14 protein-coding genes are annotated in these 17,705 nt (G+C 52.8%); 5 read left to right on the plus strand and 9 right to left on the minus strand.

What is annotated here, in order from left to right; translation table 11 throughout:
• Positions 1 to 78: 78 nt before the first annotated feature.
• On the minus strand, positions 79 to 1,188 hold the full coding sequence (gene malK / locus ACLJXE_RS20350; protein WP_410751840.1) for a maltose/maltodextrin ABC transporter ATP-binding protein MalK: 1,110 nt from the start codon (positions 1,186 to 1,188) through the stop codon (positions 79 to 81).
• A 361-nt stretch (positions 1,189 to 1,549) separates the two neighbouring features.
• Between malK and malE the strand changes: the two genes are divergently transcribed.
• The 4 genes from malE (at position 1,550) to xylE (ending at position 7,187) form a co-directional block, all read left to right on the plus strand.
• Positions 1,550 to 2,740: a maltose/maltodextrin ABC transporter substrate-binding protein MalE gene (gene malE, locus ACLJXE_RS20355; protein WP_003031680.1), complete on the plus strand. Its 1,191-nt coding sequence runs from the start codon at positions 1,550 to 1,552 to the stop codon at positions 2,738 to 2,740.
• A 186-nt stretch (positions 2,741 to 2,926) separates the two neighbouring features.
• The gene (gene malF, locus ACLJXE_RS20360) at positions 2,927 to 4,471 is read left to right on the plus strand and encodes a maltose ABC transporter permease MalF (protein WP_410751841.1); all 1,545 of its coding nucleotides are present in this window, start codon (positions 2,927 to 2,929) and stop codon (positions 4,469 to 4,471) included.
• A gap of 14 nt (positions 4,472 to 4,485) precedes the next feature.
• Positions 4,486 to 5,376, plus strand: a complete 891-nt coding sequence (malG, locus tag ACLJXE_RS20365; protein ID WP_286627881.1) for a maltose ABC transporter permease MalG — start codon at positions 4,486 to 4,488, stop codon at positions 5,374 to 5,376.
• 335 nt (positions 5,377 to 5,711) lie between these two features.
• The gene (xylE, locus tag ACLJXE_RS20370; protein ID WP_286627880.1) at positions 5,712 to 7,187 is read left to right on the plus strand and encodes a D-xylose transporter XylE; all 1,476 of its coding nucleotides are present in this window, start codon (positions 5,712 to 5,714) and stop codon (positions 7,185 to 7,187) included.
• Between the two features lie 41 nt (positions 7,188 to 7,228).
• On the opposite strand, the gene psiE is transcribed toward xylE, so the two are convergent.
• The 6 genes from psiE to pgi form a co-directional block, all read right to left on the minus strand.
• On the minus strand, positions 7,229 to 7,639 hold the full coding sequence (psiE, locus tag ACLJXE_RS20375; RefSeq protein ID WP_003031674.1) for a phosphate-starvation-inducible protein PsiE: 411 nt from the start codon (positions 7,637 to 7,639) through the stop codon (positions 7,229 to 7,231).
• 174 nt (positions 7,640 to 7,813) lie between these two features.
• Positions 7,814 to 9,910, minus strand: a complete 2,097-nt coding sequence (locus tag ACLJXE_RS20380; protein ID WP_410751842.1) for a YjbH domain-containing protein — start codon at positions 9,908 to 9,910, stop codon at positions 7,814 to 7,816.
• The gene (locus ACLJXE_RS20385) at positions 9,910 to 10,647 is read right to left on the minus strand and encodes a capsule biosynthesis GfcC D2 domain-containing protein (RefSeq protein WP_410751843.1); all 738 of its coding nucleotides are present in this window, start codon (positions 10,645 to 10,647) and stop codon (positions 9,910 to 9,912) included. The genes ACLJXE_RS20380 and ACLJXE_RS20385 overlap by 1 nt, the downstream gene beginning before the upstream one ends.
• Positions 10,644 to 11,282 carry a YjbF family lipoprotein gene (locus tag ACLJXE_RS20390; protein ID WP_410751844.1) on the minus strand — a complete coding sequence of 213 codons (639 nt, stop codon included), beginning with the start codon at positions 11,280 to 11,282 and terminating at the stop codon, positions 10,644 to 10,646. The genes ACLJXE_RS20385 and ACLJXE_RS20390 overlap by 4 nt, the downstream gene beginning before the upstream one ends.
• A 119-nt stretch (positions 11,283 to 11,401) precedes the next feature.
• A complete protein-coding gene (yjbE, locus tag ACLJXE_RS20395) occupies positions 11,402 to 11,644 on the minus strand; it encodes an exopolysaccharide production protein YjbE (protein ID WP_003826562.1) in 243 nt (80 codons plus the stop codon).
• 425 nt (positions 11,645 to 12,069) lie between these two features.
• Complete coding sequence (gene pgi, locus ACLJXE_RS20400; RefSeq protein ID WP_286627875.1) at positions 12,070 to 13,719, minus strand: glucose-6-phosphate isomerase; 1,650 nt, start codon at positions 13,717 to 13,719, stop codon at positions 12,070 to 12,072.
• Between the two features lie 427 nt (positions 13,720 to 14,146).
• Here pgi and lysC point away from each other — a divergent pair, with 427 nt between their 5' ends.
• Positions 14,147 to 15,496, plus strand: a complete 1,350-nt coding sequence (gene lysC, locus ACLJXE_RS20405) for a lysine-sensitive aspartokinase 3 (RefSeq protein WP_410751845.1) — start codon at positions 14,147 to 14,149, stop codon at positions 15,494 to 15,496.
• Positions 15,497 to 15,538: 42 nt separating this feature from the next.
• On the opposite strand, the gene ACLJXE_RS20410 is transcribed toward lysC, so the two are convergent.
• Both ACLJXE_RS20410 and ACLJXE_RS20415 read right to left on the minus strand, forming a co-directional pair.
• Positions 15,539 to 16,324 carry a nucleotidyltransferase domain-containing protein gene (locus ACLJXE_RS20410; RefSeq protein WP_410751846.1) on the minus strand — a complete coding sequence of 262 codons (786 nt, stop codon included), beginning with the start codon at positions 16,322 to 16,324 and terminating at the stop codon, positions 15,539 to 15,541.
• Between the two features lie 5 nt (positions 16,325 to 16,329).
• A complete protein-coding gene (locus ACLJXE_RS20415) occupies positions 16,330 to 17,457 on the minus strand; it encodes a slipin family protein (RefSeq protein ID WP_410751847.1) in 1,128 nt (375 codons plus the stop codon).
• Positions 17,458 to 17,705 lie beyond the last annotated feature (248 nt).

A 17,705-nucleotide genomic window follows, 5' to 3' on the forward strand; every position in this document is an offset into this window, starting at 1 on the left:
GAGATCATTGCTTTTCTTTAAACGCTGCCACCTTCTGCAACTACGAATGGTTTTGCGCTTCGTTTTTTTATGGGGACCTTAAACGCCCGGCTCATGGTGCAACCGACGACATGCGGTGCCATCCTCACGGAACAGATGGCAACGCTCTGGCGGCAGGCCGATAGCGAATGTGGCACCCTCTTCTACCAACACCACGTCGTTCTGGCGGTAAACCAGGTTCTGACGGATGGCGGGGATCTGGATATGGATTTGTGTTTCGTGACCCAGCTGCTCGACTACCTGTACTTCACCTTCGAGGGTGACATCAGCAATATCGCTGGGCAGCAGATGTTCCGGGCGGATACCTAAAGACATATTGGCGCCGACCTGCACCGCACGGCTTTCAACTGGTAGCCATATTTGCTGGCGGTTAGGCAGTTCAACCTGAACCTGATCGATCGCCGTTGCCGTCACTTTCACCGGCAGGAAGTTCATCTTTGGCGAACCAATAAACCCGGCAACAAAGCGGTCAGCCGGGTAGTGGTACAGCTCCAGGGGTTTGCCGACCTGCGCAACGCGACCGGCATCCAGCACCACAATTTTATCGGCCAGGGTCATCGCTTCGACCTGATCGTGGGTGACGTAAATCATCGTGCGACCAAGACGCTTATGCAGGCGGGAGATTTCGATACGCATCTGCACGCGCAGTGCGGCATCGAGGTTTGACAGCGGTTCGTCCAACAGAAAGACACGCGGCTCCGCAACCAACGTCCGGCCAATCGCCACACGCTGACGTTGTCCACCGGAGAGCGCTTTGGGTTTACGCTCCAGCAGATGGGCCAGTTGCAGCACCTCCGCAACCTGATTAACACGCTGGTTCATCACCTCTTTTTTCGCACCAGCGAGTTTGAGGCCGAATGACATGTTTTCTGCGACGGACAAATGGGGATACAGCGCATAGGACTGGAAGACCATCCCCACACCACGTTCGGCGGGCGGAATATCGTTCATCCGGGTCTCCCCGATAAACAAATCACCACTGGTGATGGTTTCCAGCCCGGCAATCATACGCAGCAAGGTTGACTTACCGCAGCCTGACGGTCCGACAAACACCACGAATTCCCCTTCGTGAATGTCGAGATTGATATCTTTCGATACCACCACGTCACCCCAGGCTTTCGTTACATTTCGCAGCTGTACGCTCGCCATGCCCTTCTCCCTTCGTTACAACCTGTCATCGACAGCAACATTCATTGATGGATTGACTATGCGTTATCCCTTAACTGCGTGAATCCTCCACCCCCCAGCTTTTTTATGGGGGAGGAGGCGGGAGGATGAGAGAACAGCGTCTGAGACCCTGGCTGTACGCCGTGGAGGAATTTCGTGATGTCGGTTGCAAAAATCACTGGGTTTTTATGTGCGCCAGTACGCATTACTCACATTTATGTAACACAGATCACATAAAGAACCGGTGGGGCGTAGGGGTAAGGAGGATGGAAAGAGGTTGTCGTATAAAGAAACTAGTAACCGTTAAGCCACCTCTGCAAAATCACCAAACAGGATGGGAACTATGAAAATCAAAACTGGCGCACGCATCCTCGCATTGTCCGCATTGACGACGATGATGTTCTCCGCCTCGGCTCTCGCCAAGATTGAAGAAGGTAAGCTGGTTATCTGGATTAACGGCGATAAAGGCTACAACGGCCTCGCTGAAGTGGGCAAAAAATTCGAGAAAGACACGGGTATCAAAGTCACCATTGAGCACCCTGACAAGCTGGAAGAAAAATTCCCGCAGGTTGCCGCGACCGGCGATGGCCCGGACATTATCTTCTGGGCGCATGACCGTTTTGGCGGTTACGCACAGTCTGGTCTGCTGGCCGAAATCACCCCGGACAAAGCGTTCCAGGACAAACTCTATCCGTTCACCTGGGATGCCGTACGCTATAACGGCAAGCTGATTGCCTACCCAATCGCGGTTGAAGCACTGTCACTGATTTATAACAAAGACCTCGTTCCGAACCCGCCAAAAACCTGGGAAGAAATCCCTGCGCTGGATAAAGAGCTGAAGGCGAAAGGTAAATCTGCACTGATGTTCAACCTGCAAGAACCGTACTTCACCTGGCCGCTGATTGCTGCCGACGGTGGTTACGCATTCAAGTTTGAAAACGGCAAGTACGATGTGAAAGACGTCGGCGTGGATAACGCTGGCGCGAAAGCCGGTCTGACCTTCCTGGTTGATCTCATCAAGAACAAACACATGAACGCGGATACCGACTATTCCATCGCTGAAGCGGCCTTTAACAAAGGCGATACCGCGATGACCATTAACGGACCGTGGGCATGGTCGAACATCGACAAGAGCAAAATCAATTACGGCGTAACGCTGCTGCCAACCTTCAAAGGCAAAGCATCTAAACCGTTTGTTGGGGTACTGAGCGCCGGTATTAACGCCGCCAGCCCGAACAAAGAACTGGCGAAAGAGTTCCTCGAAAACTACCTGCTGACCGATCAGGGTCTGGATGAAGTGAACAAGGACAAACCGCTGGGTGCCGTTGCGCTGAAATCCTTCCAGGATCAATTAGCAAAAGATCCACGCATCGCTGCCACCATGGATAACGCCCAGAAAGGCGAAATCATGCCGAACATCCCGCAGATGTCAGCATTCTGGTACGCCGTTCGTACCGCAGTGATCAACGCCGCCAGCGGTCGTCAGACTGTTGATGCTGCACTGAAAGACGCGCAGGGTCGTATCACCAAGTAATACGGTTTCCCTTATTTCTTAGGGAATCAGGTTTATTGAATACGTTGTTACGCAAACCATTCGCGCTACATCGAGGCGGCAAGGAGGCAAATCCCCAGGAGCTTACATAAGTAAGTGACTGGGGTGCGCTTCCGCAGCCAACAAAGAGGTAGTGCGAAAGATAAAGCGTAAAGAGGATTGAACCCCATGGATGTCATTAAAAAGAAACACTGGTGGCAAAGCGACCGGCTTAAATGGTCAGTGATGGGTCTGCTTGGGCTACTGGTCGGTTACCTTGTTGTTTTGATGTATGCTCAGGGGGAGTACCTGTTTGCCATCATGACGCTGATTTTAAGCTCTGCTGGCCTGTATATTTTCGCTAACCGTAAAACTTATGCCTGGCGCTATGTTTATCCTGGCGTCGCCGGTATGGGACTGTTTGTCCTGTTCCCGCTGGTTTGCACCATCGCCATTGCCTTCACCAACTACAGCAGTACTAACCAGCTGACCTTTGAACGCGCTCAACAAGTTCTGATGGAGCGTTCATATCAGGCAGGCAAAACCTATAATTTCGGCTTGTATCCGGCGGGTGATGAGTGGCAACTGGCCCTTACCGACGGTGAAACAGGAAAAAATTACGTTTCCGACGCCTTTAAATTTGGCGGCGAGCAGAAACTGCAACTGAAGGACGCTGATGCACTGCCAACTGGCGAACGCGCGACGCTGCGTACCATCACCCAGAATCGTCAGGCGCTGACGCAGTTAACGGCCATTCTGCCGGATGAAAGCAAAGTTATCATGAGTTCACTGCGTCAGTTCTCCGGTACGCAGCCGCTCTACTCCCTGGCTGATGACGGCACGCTCACCAATAACCAGAGCGGCGTAAAATACCGTGCTAACAACGATGTTGGTTACTATCAGGCAATTAACGCTGACGGGAGCTGGGGTACAGAAAAACTCAGTCCAGGCTATACCGTCGCTATTGGGTGGGACAACTTCACCCGCGTCTTTACCGATGAAGGCATCCAGAAGCCGTTCTTCGCCATCTTCGTCTGGACAGTGGTGTTCTCAGTCCTGACGGTAATCCTCACCGTTGCGGTAGGGATGGTTCTGGCCTGTCTGGTGCAGTGGGAATCCCTGAAAGGCAAAGCGATTTACCGCGTCCTGCTGATCCTGCCCTACGCCGTCCCGTCGTTTATCTCGATCCTGATTTTCAAAGGCTTGTTCAACCAGAGCTTTGGTGAAATCAACATGATGCTGAGCGCGCTGTTTGGCATCAAGCCGGCCTGGTTCAGCGACCCAACCACCGCCCGTTCGATGATTATTATCGTCAACACCTGGCTGGGTTATCCGTACATGATGATCCTGTGCATGGGGCTGCTGAAGGCGATTCCTGATGACCTGTACGAAGCCTCAGCAATGGATGGCGCAGGCCCGTTCCAGAACTTCTTTAAGATTACGCTGCCGCTGCTGATTAAGCCGCTAACGCCGCTGATGATTGCCAGCTTTGCCTTTAACTTTAACAACTTCGTGCTGATTCAGCTGTTGACCAACGGTGGCCCGGATCGACTTGGCACCACCACGCCTGCCGGTTATACCGACCTGCTCGTGAGCTACACCTACCGTATTGCCTTTGAAGGTGGTGGCGGGCAGGACTTCGGTCTGGCGGCCGCGATTGCCACACTGATCTTCCTGCTGGTAGGCGCACTGGCCATCGTGAACCTGAAAGCCACACGTATGAAGTTTGATTAAGGGAGACAACGAACATGGCTATGGTACAACCCAAATCTCAGAAACTGCGTCTCTTAACAACGCACCTGCTGCTGCTGATTTTTATCGCGGCGATCATGTTTCCGCTGCTGATGGTTATTGCTATCTCGCTACGTGAAGGTAACTTTGCCACCGGCAGTCTGATTCCGGAAACGATCTCCTGGGAGCACTGGAAACTGGCGCTGGGCTTTAGCGTAGAGCACGCGGATGGCCGTGTGACGCCACCGCCTTTCCCGGTGCTGTTGTGGCTGTGGAACTCAGTGAAGGTGGCCACCATTACCGCGATCGGTATCGTGACACTCTCCACCACTTGTGCTTATGCCTTTGCCCGTATGCGTTTCCCGGGCAAAGCAACACTGCTGAAAGGGATGCTAATTTTCCAGATGTTCCCGGCAGTGCTGTCTCTGGTGGCGTTATACGCGTTGTTTGACCGTCTGGGCCAATATATTCCGTTTATTGGTCTCAACACCCATGGCGGCGTGATCTTCGCTTATCTTGGCGGTATCGCACTGCATGTGTGGACGATTAAAGGCTATTTCGAAACCATCGATGGTTCGCTGGAAGAAGCGGCCGCGTTGGATGGCGCCACGCCGTGGCAGGCTTTCCGCCTGGTGCTGTTGCCGCTCTCGGTACCGATTCTGGCGGTCGTGTTTATTCTGTCGTTCATTGCCGCAATTACTGAAGTCCCGGTCGCATCACTGCTGCTGCGTGATGTGAACAGCTACACCCTTGCGGTAGGCATGCAGCAGTACCTCAATCCACAGAACTATTTGTGGGGCGACTTTGCCGCCGCAGCTGTACTTTCCGCCATTCCGATCACGCTGGTATTCCTGTTGGCGCAGCGCTGGCTGGTCAACGGCCTGACCGCGGGTGGTGTGAAAGGTTAAGTTTCATCAAAGTAGTTGTGTTACCCCGCCCGGCAACGGGCAATGCCACTGCAACCCTCAACTTATGTTATCCCAACCTGTGACTGTTATTCGGCGCTCTACGGAGCGCCCTTTTTTTATGTTATTTTGCATTACCGTTATGATTATTTCCTTTCGTGCTCTCCATCACTGCAATTCAATTCCCCACCTGACTTGCAACATATTAAACAGAGCTAAGATCACAGAAAAGACAAAACGTAATTGCAATGTAAAAAATGATAATTGTCTTCCCTGCCTGTTAAATCCACCATCTCCAACACTGATAAAAAGAGCTGTATCGTCTAAGGCAGGTCTGAATGAATACCCAATATAATTCCAGCTATATATTTTCGATTACGCTAGTGGCTACATTAGGAGGTCTATTATTTGGTTATGACACGGCGGTCATATCCGGTACGGTAGAGTCCTTAAATACCGTTTTTGTTGCCCCACAAAACCTCAGTGAATCAGCTGCTAACTCGCTGTTGGGTTTCTGTGTTGCCAGTGCACTGATTGGCTGTATCATCGGCGGTGCGCTTGGCGGGTATTGCAGTAACCGGTTTGGTCGCCGGGATTCTCTGAAAATCGCCGCGCTGTTATTTTTTATTTCAGGCATCGGTTCCGCATGGCCAGAATTAGGTTTTACCACTATAAACCCCGATAATGCTGTGCCTGTTTATTTAGCAGGATACGTCCCCGAATTCGTTATTTATCGCATCATCGGTGGTATTGGCGTAGGTTTAGCTTCCATGCTTTCACCTATGTATATTGCTGAGCTGGCTCCGGCACACATTCGTGGGAAACTGGTTTCCTTTAACCAATTCGCGATTATTTTTGGCCAGTTGCTGGTGTACTGTGTTAACTATTTTATTGCCCGTTCTGGTGATGCCAACTGGCTGAATACCGATGGCTGGCGATATATGTTTGCCTCCGAAAGTATCCCCGCCCTGCTGTTTTTACTGCTGCTGTATACCGTACCAGAAAGCCCACGTTGGCTGATGGCGCGCGGCAGACATGAGCAGGCAGAAGGTATTCTGCGCAAGATTATGGGCAGCACACTCGCCACTCAGGCAATGCAGGAGATTAATCAGTCACTCGAACATGGCCGCAAAACCGGTGGTCGTCTGTTGATGTTTGGTGCAGGCGTGATCGTCATCGGCGTGATGCTATCCATCTTCCAGCAGTTTGTCGGCATCAATGTCGTACTGTACTACGCACCTGAAGTCTTCAAAACGCTTGGCGCTAGCACCGATGTGGCGCTATTGCAGACCATTATTGTCGGCGTAATCAACCTAAGCTTCACCGTGCTGGCTATCATGACGGTGGACAAATTTGGTCGCAAACCGCTGCAGATCATTGGTGCACTCGGCATGGCAATTGGGATGTTCAGCCTCGGCACTGCATTTTATACGCAGGCTTCCGGCCTGGTGGCGCTACTGTCGATGCTGTTTTATGTCGCAGCATTCGCTATGTCCTGGGGACCGGTGTGTTGGGTATTGCTGGCAGAAATCTTCCCGAACGCGATTCGCGGTAAAGCACTCGCCATTGCGGTCGCGGCCCAGTGGCTGGCGAACTACTTCGTCTCCTGGACCTTCCCGATGATGGACAAAAACTCCTGGTTAGTTTCCCATTTCCACAACGGTTTCTCCTACTGGATTTACGGTTGTATGGGCATTCTGGCGGCGCTGTTCATGTGGAAGTTCGTGCCGGAAACCAAAGGCAAAACACTGGAAGAACTTGAAGAGCTGTGGGAACCCGCAGCAGAGAAAACCAGACCTGTCTCTGCACAATAAGACTGACCTGCAACACGCCGCCTCAACGGCGTGTTGTTTTCTTACTCTCGCTTCAACCGCTTCGAGTTGCACAGCCACAGGGTGATCACCAGCAGCAGGATCGCCGCAGAATAGATCAGCACATCCATGGGTGCTTTATGATCGACAATGATCAACCGCACAATCGCGGTGATCCCAATATAGACAAAGTAGCGTAGCGGAAAGTGAAACCCTGACTGAAAGTACTTCACAATCAGCGCGATAAATTCAAAGTACAGAAAATAAACCACCAGCCCTTCCACCAGCTCATATTTGCTGGTTTGTTCCGGCGCGAACAGCACATCTGCCAGATGCAGCGTTTCTTTCCCGAGGAATACGACCAGGATCAGGCCCAAACTCAGCAGCCCCAGATTCAGCACGGTCTGCAAGATGGTGGAGATAAACTCCACGCGCGGACGAGATAGCGACGTCATAACAGCACCTCTTACTCAGTGGCGAGGTTCCTGTATAACGCAAAAATGTGACAGAGATCTACATTTTTTGTTTATATTTTGTTCGCACAAAGATTCTTGCCGGATAGCGGCTTGCCTTATCCGGCCTACCGTAGGCCCGGTAAGCATTGCGCCACCAGGCGATCAACATTCACATCAACGGAAGTTCTCACTCCTGTCACTGGTCATATCGTACAAACCAAACTTACGCCCAAGCTGCTGACCACCATCACGCGTTAACGGTGTCCAGCCTATCGCCGCACGGCTGCGGGTTGGGCCAGAGGAGAACAGATCCAGCGGCACGGAAACGTACACCCCTTTGGTGAAATCCCCCTCTCCGTACTCGTCCGGCGATGCATTGGTGATGGTCGCATAGCCACCAACTACCACGCCGCTATCGAAGCGTTTGGCGATCTCCAGCGTTCCGCCTTTATCTCCGGCCAGATACTGACCCACACTGGCTTTCACCAGAACATCCTGAGCAAATAAAGGATTCCAGTAAGCCGTCAAATGCCCGGTCTTCACGCTGTAGTCGGTGAACTTCATCATGTCCTGTGCGCTACGCCAGTCACGCTGCTTCACGTAGTTGGCGTCAATGCCAAACGCCCAGTTACCGTCCAATGGGCGGTACAACACTTCCGCACCCGCCCCGCCATACATGGTTTCCAGATAACCGCCGTAAACCTGTCCGTAGAATCCATTACCGAGAGACTGGAAGTAATTGGCCTGCAGGTTATTCACGTAGACGTCGTTCTGTACATACTCACGCACATGGGTACGCACCCGCGGTAAATGCGAGTCCTGCGGTGGGTTAGTGTAGTTAAACTTGTCGTAGTTATTGGCGAGGTTGGCAAACAAGCTACCGGTGGTCAGCAGGTGATCCGTGACCCACAGATCCGCCGTTCCCATCACGCCCAGTTGATACATATAGAAGTTTTCCGGGCCGCCCACCGACTGGTTAAGAACCGGATCGATATGAAAATCAAAACGTGATTTGTCGATATACCAGCCCTGCTCAGTGGTTTGTGGCACGACAGGCTCGATGCGTTTTTGCGCCAGTTGGGTTTCATGGCCCAACGGCTCGCCTTCCAGATGGCGCTTGAGGCTGGAAACCTCCGTTTCGGTCGTCACCTGCGGCAGGTTCAGGCGATTTTCCGTAATGCGGATCGTGCGGATCCCGTCGGGGAGATCGTTCATCACGATCCGGTTGGCACGTTCGATCCCTTCACGTGAGTCCCGATATTTCATCTGTTCACCGGTGACGTACAGCGTATCGCCCTGTACCTGGATTTTAGGGTCTGCCAGGCCGGCGTTGTATTTCAGCAGCGTTAGCTGATTCGCCACCACCGAATGTTGCAGGATGGCATCCTGGGGCTGGGGCTGATATTTCGGGCGGGCATTGTCATTATACGCGGGTCGCAGATCGTTAAAGTTGGTACGCAGCGTGAAGCCAAACATAAAAGTGTTGCCGCGTTCGTAGCTGAGGTTAACGTCGGCCCAATCGGTGACGCGATAAATAGCGCCGACGTTAAACTTGCTCTTCTGATCCAGCTTACCCGCAAAATCCTGCTGATAATTATTGCCTTCATACTCCAGCTTCAAACGCAGCGGCTGCCAGGGTGTTTGATATTCCACACCGCCAAACAACGATGCCGGACCATGGAACATCTGACTACCATCGACAGACCCCGCCTGTTTGTAGCTATTGTCGCGATAACAGAATTTATCGCTGTAGGAACACAGCGGGTTGCTGACATTACCGCTGGTCCCGAGATACCCCCAGCCAAGACCCAGTGAAAAATCAAACGGTCCCCAGGTTTTACTCGCCACAATGTACTCCGCATCAAACAAACCGGTTCCACCAATATCCCGTGCACCAACGGCGACCTGCGGCATCCAGTAGCTCTCTTCCCACAACCGCAGTTTGAGGTCAAACGCCTTATCCTTGTATGTCTGATCGCCAGAAAACGACGCCACACTGCTGTACTTTTTAGTGCGAACATCGGTATAGCGCAGCGTGGTTTCCAGCCAGGGGAAAAGCTGCACCGACCCTGAGTAGTAACGGTATTGATCGTTATCGCGGTAGTTGAAGCTCATTTCACCTTCACGGGCCATCCGCGCAGTCGGGGTTTGCAGCAGCCCCACGCCGCCAAAATCGGACTGTGATGGTCCAACAGGTGCAGGCCAGGTTTCACCGTGGCAGGCAATGCTCACGCCCAGCCCCAACAGGCTGAGCAGATAAGTTTTTCTCATTATTCAGGGATCCGCTGAGTCAGGGTGCGAAGAACATCGGCATTGATTTCATCCGGAACGTTGCTCCAGACAGAGTCCGACAGCCCGACAAAAATGATGCTGCCGGGCATCGGCTCAATGTGACGTTTGTTCCAGTAGGCGACCGGTACTTTTTGTGTGCGTCCGTCGGGATAGACGACCCAGGCGTAGCTACGATCTGCACCGCTGAGCCGATGTTGTTCAGCGAGATAACTGGCCACATCGCGGCCGGGCATAAACGGTTGTTTACCCGGACGACTTAGCAAGCCAAATAGCGTTATCTCCGTTGGCTGTGGACCAACCCACAGCGTGTAATTGCCCTGCAACGGCGGGTTGCCTCGTTCGCTGACGCGCACAACATCCGGGTCGAGGTTAATCTTCTGCCTGCCGGTTATCTTCACTGCCTGAATCTGCTGGCGTAGCGCGTTAATCGCTGCAGCATCCTCATCACTTTCCTCTGCACTCAGCGCCGCCAGGCGCGCCAGTAATGCCTGCTGCTGACGTTGCGCCGTGATAGTGGCTTGCGCTTCACCGAGAGCCGCTGCCGGCCACCAGCTGTTGCTTAATCGTGGCTGCCCCACCAGATCGATCAGATGTTCAGCACCGGTCAACGTCTGCGGTTCTGAGTGGCCTGCGATCATCACGTTTACGTCACCAGCGGCAAAAACAGATGACATGCTCAGACTGACGAGCAACGCGGTAATTGTCTGTTTCATCATGGTTTTGCCGCCTTAATCAGCGTGGTTTTCACCAGGAAGAAATGTGCGCCCAGATACTGCTCTGACTGACGGATTTGTCCTTCACTGTCGATCCAGTAGCGGTTATGCCAGTGCGCCTGATCGGTCGTCACTTCTTCGACCAGCACCCGAACCGCGGTCTCTTCGCTGCCCACGCTGATGCTATCAGGACCATCCCATTTGAAGACGGAACGAGCGATGGCGTAGCGCACCTGCTGATACTCGGTCCAGCCCATCGTGCGGGTCCACGTTGCGCCATCGACTATCTGATTGGGCTTGATCAGTGGATCAGCCGCCAGATTATTCACCTCGATCAGGTTGTCGCCACCGAGTTGCGTTTTCACCAGTCGCCCATGCTGCGTCACGAGAATAGCCCGATCCTGAGTCACCCATTTCTGCTGCCCGTTTTCGGTAAAAGCGAGCACGACAAACAGCTGGGGTCCGCCGTTGAGCTGCATATACTGGCTGGCGTAAGGCATATTTTGGATTTCATCATCCGTCATCAGAACGCCGGGTGACTCAAACACACTCTCCCACAGCGAATGACCCAGCCCTTCGGTGGTAGCTGAACACGCTTGTAATAACAGGCAAACCAATATCAGCGCTGGTCGCTTCACGACGCTTCTCCGCATTATTGCCGGGGTGACGCTATGTTTACCCGGCCTACAAATCCCACAGGCGTGTGACAATCCAAAATAACCACACCGAAGTGTGGTTATGGTTAAACGTACCGGTATTACTGGGTACTGGTGGTTGTGGTGGTTGTTGTTCCGGTATTAGAACCATCGCCACCACCGGTCGCCGCCAGGGCGACACCCACCGCAGAACTTACGGTGCTCACGCTGGTTGCGGAGGAACTTCCTGCCGAAACCGACGCCGCTGCCGACCCTGCGGCCTCCCCCACCTGAACGGGGGCGGCATAAACAGAGGTCGCCGCAAGCGCAGATATAGCCCACAGGCCATACAGAACTTTTTTCATCACAAATTCCCTTCATTGCATGAATGGAGATTTACCCAAAAGAATTTCGGGCGAGGTCGAGTATACACAAGCGAAGTGTGCAAATTAGGTCGGGAGGGAATTTAGGACAATTAGATAACGAGAGAGAAAATGATTAACAACAAATAATAAAAATAATTAAAATCAATTAATTAAAATATGATAATAAAAAACACAATATCCGGTAAATCTGAAAACATTAGAAATAGAGCAACGTTGAATAAATTATTTTAGGATTAAGCTCAATTAAAAGATGAAGAAAAAACGTAAATATCCCGGAGTAATCTTATAAAAAAAGCCGATATTAATATCGGCTTTTTTATTTCATTCTTGCTTGCCGGATGGCGGCGAAACGCCTTATCCGGCCTACAGGGTATGTACCTGCAGGCCGGATAAGCGCAGCGCTATCAGGCGCGCCAGGCTTTGTAACGGTTAATCAACCCATTAGTAGAAACATCATGGGAAGAAACAGTTTTATCATCGTTCAGCTCAGGCAGAATGCGGTTTGCCAGCTGTTTGCCCAGCTCAACGCCCCACTGGTCGAAAGTGAAGATGTTCAGGATTGCGCCCTGAGTAAAGATTTTGTGCTCATACAGCGCAATCAACGCACCCAGGCTAAACGGCGTGATTTCGCGCAGCAGAATAGAGTTCGTTGGACGGTTGCCTTCAAACACTTTGAACGGCACAACGTGTTCGAGCTGGGCCGGATCTTTACCCTGGTCACGGTATTCCTGTTCAACCACTTCACGCGATTTACCAAATGCCAGCGCTTCGGTCTGCGCGAAGAAGTTAGACAGCAGTTTCGGATGGTGATCCGACAGCGGGTTGTGCGTAATCGCCGGAGCGATAAAGTCACAAGGAACCATTTTGGTGCCCTGGTGAATCAGCTGGTAGAACGCATGCTGGCCGTTAGTCCCCGGCTCACCCCAGATGATTGGGCCAGTCTGGTAGTCCACGGCGTTACCGTTACGGTCAACGTATTTACCGTTGGATTCCATGTTGCCCTGCTGGAAGTAGGCCGCGAAGCGGTGCATATACTGGTCGTACGGCAGGATTGCTTCGGTTTCGGCACCGAAGAAGTTGTTGTACCAGATACCGATCAGCGCCAGCAGCACTGGCAGGTTTTTCTCCGCCGGGGTGGTGGAAAAATGTTTGTCCATCGCATGCGCACCGGACAGCAACTCAACAAAGTTGTCGAAGCCCACGGACAGAATGATGGACAGGCCAATGGCAGACCACAGAGAGTAACGACCGCCAACCCAATCCCAGAACTCGAACATGTTGGCAGTATCAATACCAAACTCGCCAACCGCTTTACCGTTGGTGGACAGCGCCGCGAAGTGTTTCGCAACGTGCTTGTTGTCGCCAGCGGTCGCCAGGAACCAGTCACGCGCGCTGTGGGCGTTGGTCATGGTTTCCTGAGTCGTGAAGGTTTTAGAAGCGACCAGGAACAGCGTGGTTTCCGGGTTCACTTTCTTCAGTACTTCGGCAATGTGCGTACCATCGACGTTAGACACAAAGTGCATGTTCAGGTGATTTTTATATGGACGCAGCGCTTCGGTCACCATGAACGGGCCGAGGTCGGAGCCGCCGATACCGATGTTCACCACATCCGTGATCGCTTTGCCGGTGTAGCCTTTCCAGCTTCCGGAGATAATCGCTTCAGAGAAGGATTTCATTTTCTCCAGCACCGCATTCACTTCCGGCATCACATCTTTGCCATCAACGATGATCGGCGTATTGCTACGGTTGCGCAGCGCCACATGCAGCACCGCACGGTCTTCGGTGCGGTTGATTTTCTCACCGGAGAACATGGACTTGATAGCACCAGCCAGATCGGTCTCTTTCGCCAGCTCCTGCAGCTTGGCCAGCGTTTCTTCTGTGATACGGTTTTTAGAGAAATCCACCAGCATCAGATCATCAAACGTCGCGGAAAACTTAGTGAAACGATCGCTATCTTTCGCGAACAGGTCCGCGATAGTAACGTCTTTCATCTCTTCAAAGTGTTTTTGTAGTGCCTGCCAGGCGGAGGTCTGCGTTGGATTGATGTTTTTCATTAGCAATACTCTTCTGATTTTGAGAATTGTGACTGAGATCGATTGTAACGCCAGTCACCGAAAAGTGTGATTGTTTTAATGCCATTGCCCTTGTGTCCATCGAACCCGGGTAAAAAGTATATACACAAAATCTTTCAACCTGCGTCAAGGCGACAAGCCAGTGCGTCCCCAGAAGTTTACTGAAGTATGTGGCTGAGGTGAGCAGGCGCAGTCAACACAGAGGCAGTTTGAAGGATGACGTGTAGGGCTGTTATAAGCACTGTTACTCAGCGCTAATGCAGCATGAAAAATCCGCATAATCCCAGCGTTGACAGTACAGGCTACACATTTTATTTATAAATACGGTATTTGCATTTGCGCCTGCACCGGTTTCTGTTCTGCCTTATGTGCCATGGTCGCTCTATTTATTCCCTGACACGAGGTAGTTATGACTGATGTAGTTGTCTCCAAGTTTGGTGGTACCAGCGTGGCGGATTTTGACGCCATGAATCGCAGCGCGGATGTCGTACTTTCCGATACTAACGTCCGCTTAGTGGTGCTTTCCGCTTCAGCAGGCATTACCAATCTCCTGGTTGCACTGGCAGAAGGGCTGGAGCCGACTGAGCGCTTCGAGAAACTCGACGCCATTCGTCAAATTCAGTTCAATATTCTGGAACGCCTGCGTTATCCAAACGTGATCCGCGAAGAAATTGAGCGTCTGCTGGAAAACATCACTACGCTGGCCGAGGCGGCCTCACTGGCTACCTCCACGGCGCTGACGGATGAACTGGTCAGCCACGGTGAACTGATGTCTACCCTGCTGTTTGTTGAGATCCTGCGCGAGCGTAACGTTCAGGCCCAATGGTTTGATGTACGCAAAGTGATGCGCACCAACGATCGCTTTGGTCGTGCTGAGCCAGATGTAGCGGCGCTGGCCGAACTGGCAGCCATCCAGCTTGCCCCGCGGTTAAGCGAAGGTCTGGTCATTACTCAGGGCTTTATCGGTAGCGAAAGCAAAGGCCGCACCACCACACTGGGACGCGGCGGCAGCGATTATACCGCCGCCCTGCTGGCCGAAGCGCTGCACGCCACGCGCGTCGATATCTGGACCGATGTTCCCGGCATCTACACCACCGATCCACGCGTTGTACCATCAGCACAACGTATTGATGAAATTGCCTTCGAAGAGGCCGCAGAAATGGCCACCTTCGGCGCAAAAGTTCTGCATCCGGCGACGCTGCTCCCTGCTGTCCGTAGCGATATTCCGGTATTTGTCGGCTCAAGCAAAGATCCCAAAGCAGGCGGCACGCTGGTGTGCAATAAAACCGCGAATCCACCGCTGTTCCGGGCGCTGGCGCTGCGTCGTAAGCAAACGCTGCTGACGCTGCATAGCCTGAATATGCTGCACTCTCGCGGTTTTTTAGCGGAAGTGTTCGGTATCCTGGCGCGCCACAATATCTCGGTGGATTTGATTACCACCTCCGAAGTCAGCGTGGCGCTGACGCTGGACACCACAGGCTCCACCTCCACCGGCGATACGCTGTTAACACAGTCTCTGCTGATGGAACTGTCTGCCCTGTGTCGGGTTGAAGTTGAAGAAGGTCTGGCGCTGGTCGCGCTGATTGGTAATGACCTGTCAAAAGCCTGTGGCGTAGGCAAAGAGGTGTTCGGTGTACTGGAGCCATTCAACATTCGCATGATTTGCTACGGCGCATCCAGCCATAACCTGTGCTTCCTGGTCCCGGGCGCCGAAGCCGAGTTGGTCGTCCAGAAACTGCACCATAATTTGTTTGAGTAAGTAGAAGTCAACGCCCGATGGCTCTTACGCCATCGGGTATTTTCACCGCATCACCGTGTCATATAACAGTCTGTCCAGTTCCCTGGCATCCCCTTCCCGGCTGTCCGGTAACGTCGGTGGGATTTCTCCTCTCTCCAGTTCGGCGCGGATAAACGCATGTAGCAATGGACGACGCGGACCATACTCAGCCTCACCTGATCGCTGTTTGCGTGCCAACAATTCGTCGATTTCCTGACACAATGGCGCATCCAGTTCACTTCCCGCCAGCAGATCGGCAAAACGCATCGGCGGCACACCCTTCCCTGCTTCCACCCAACGCACCGCCAACAGTGGTCGCAGAACGTAGAAGTACTTCTTCAATCGCACGTCGTCACCCTGCAGATAACCGCGAAAGTTTTTCCGCGCCATCGAGTAGTAGTGCCAGCGGGCACGTAGCGGGGAAAACCATTTAGGCACCAACGTTTTCAACGCCGACACCGCCACTTCGTCCTGCAGATAGATCACCGGCGAATCCAGCCACTCGATAAGCGTCGGGTTTGCGCCTTTGAGCAACCCCAGCGCCTTGCGCCATTCCCAGCCGCACACGTCCAGCTCATCATCTATCGGCAGCTCGATAACATCTCGTGGCGCTTCGACCCGCAGATACCATTCGGGGGGATGAACATAGAGAAATCGCACGTCGTAATCGCTGTCCGGCGAGGCAAATCCCCAGCCACGGCTGCCGGATTCGCAGGCGTATAGCACTTTGACGTTATAGCGCCGCTCCACTTCTTTTAGCTGGCGAAACACCCGTTCGCGCATCGCGGCATTCACTCCGTTGTCGCTCATTTCACTTATCCTTTTATATTCACCAGACCGTGCAGCACCTGGTCAAGGCCACCGAATACCGAGATTTTATCGATACGCTCCGCCACTCTTTCGAGGGTTTCCAGCTCTTTTAAACGCAGCGCAACCGGGTTGTTTTCCATCACTTTTGCGGTATTCAACAGCGATCGCGTCGCGGCGGTTTCTTCGCGTCGACGAATGACGTTGGCCTGGGCGGATTTTTCCGCTTCAACCAGTTGCGACAAAATGGCTTTCATATCGCCCGGCAGGACGATATCTTTCACGCCCAGCGAAGCCACCTCGATACCAAACGGCGTTATGCGGGTTTTCACCTGCGTGCTCACCACATCGTCAATCACCTGCTTATCTTCCAGCAGCTCGTCCAGCGTTCGAGTACCGACAGCCTCACGCAGCGCAAACTGCAACTCGCGGTAAAGGTGCTCCAGCGGTTTAGTCAGTTGGCCAAAAGCCAGCAACACATCGCTGTAACGCCAGTTCGCCGCCAGGTTTAAACGCAGGTTGACCTTATCTTTGGTCAGGATCTCCTGGCCGCCGACCTCCAGAACTTGTAAACGGGTATCAACGACTTCCGCTTCAATCAGATGGTTTACCTTCCAGTAAGCTGTTAATCCTGGCGGCAACAGCGCCTGGGTTTCGCCATCGATTTTCAACACGCCGACGTGCCACGCCGGAACCTGCACCGTTAAGATCGCGTCACGGCCTTTTACTGTACCGCTGCGGCGTGGCTGTAATACTGCATTCATAACGTCCGGTGGTACCTGAACCTGACGCGTATCCATGCGCACCAGGTTCAGTGCCTCATCGGCCTGCCAGTACAGACGGCGCGTTGCCGGTGGCAGGATCTCCTGCAAAACGCCATTGACATACAGCGCCCCGGCTTCGGTGTCCGTCGTATCCGCGACCAGGCAGTAACGTTCCACCCAGGAGGGCTGAAAGCGGCGCAAATACTCCGCTAACGCTTCCGGTACTTCGCTGCCATCCCTATTAACGATCAGCACTTCCGGGGTGTTAAACCACGGTAAACGGTGCTGACCCGCTTCCAGTGCCTGATAGTAATCACCCTCGCGGGATAAAAGACCTAACTGCGCTTTTTGTATAGTGATTTTCTTCATCATTTATTATTCCTTATTGTGAGCCAGGCGCGGGTGCAGGGGCGAAGCGGCAGGGGAATTCCCTTTTGCCTGTCGCACGGCATCTTTACCGGCAGCCTGTTCTGGAGCGTGCTAACTGCGCATTGCTCCGTTTTATTTCTATGATTAACAACCAGTTTCATTGGGAGAATGAATCGGGAATCGAACCCGTTGGGTGGTCATCGGCTGACGGAACACTCCCGGAAAACAGCCTGTGCCGTTCCTGACGTGCC

This window comes from Citrobacter sp. U14242 (assembly GCF_046555775.1).
Taxonomy (GTDB): domain Bacteria; phylum Pseudomonadota; class Gammaproteobacteria; order Enterobacterales; family Enterobacteriaceae; genus Citrobacter.

What these genes read in the sequence shown, in the direction of transcription:
- malK (WP_410751840.1), bottom strand. Translation starts at nt 1,188, where the DNA reads ATGGCGAGCGTACAGCTGCGAAATGTAACGAAAGCCTGGGGTGACGTG.
- malE (WP_003031680.1), top strand. Translation starts at nt 1,550, where the DNA reads ATGAAAATCAAAACTGGCGCACGCATCCTCGCATTGTCCGCATTGACG.
- malF (WP_410751841.1), top strand. Translation starts at nt 2,927, where the DNA reads ATGGATGTCATTAAAAAGAAACACTGGTGGCAAAGCGACCGGCTTAAA.
- malG (WP_286627881.1), top strand. Translation starts at nt 4,486, where the DNA reads ATGGCTATGGTACAACCCAAATCTCAGAAACTGCGTCTCTTAACAACG.
- xylE (WP_286627880.1), top strand. Translation starts at nt 5,712, where the DNA reads ATGAATACCCAATATAATTCCAGCTATATATTTTCGATTACGCTAGTG.
- psiE (WP_003031674.1), bottom strand. Translation starts at nt 7,639, where the DNA reads ATGACGTCGCTATCTCGTCCGCGCGTGGAGTTTATCTCCACCATCTTG.
- ACLJXE_RS20380 (WP_410751842.1), bottom strand. Translation starts at nt 9,910, where the DNA reads ATGAGAAAAACTTATCTGCTCAGCCTGTTGGGGCTGGGCGTGAGCATT.
- ACLJXE_RS20385 (WP_410751843.1), bottom strand. Translation starts at nt 10,647, where the DNA reads ATGATGAAACAGACAATTACCGCGTTGCTCGTCAGTCTGAGCATGTCA.
- yjbE (WP_003826562.1), bottom strand. Translation starts at nt 11,644, where the DNA reads ATGAAAAAAGTTCTGTATGGCCTGTGGGCTATATCTGCGCTTGCGGCG.
- pgi (WP_286627875.1), bottom strand. Translation starts at nt 13,719, where the DNA reads ATGAAAAACATCAATCCAACGCAGACCTCCGCCTGGCAGGCACTACAA.
- lysC (WP_410751845.1), top strand. Translation starts at nt 14,147, where the DNA reads ATGACTGATGTAGTTGTCTCCAAGTTTGGTGGTACCAGCGTGGCGGAT.
- ACLJXE_RS20410 (WP_410751846.1), bottom strand. Translation starts at nt 16,324, where the DNA reads ATGAGCGACAACGGAGTGAATGCCGCGATGCGCGAACGGGTGTTTCGC.
- ACLJXE_RS20415 (WP_410751847.1), bottom strand. Translation starts at nt 17,457, where the DNA reads ATGATGAAGAAAATCACTATACAAAAAGCGCAGTTAGGTCTTTTATCC.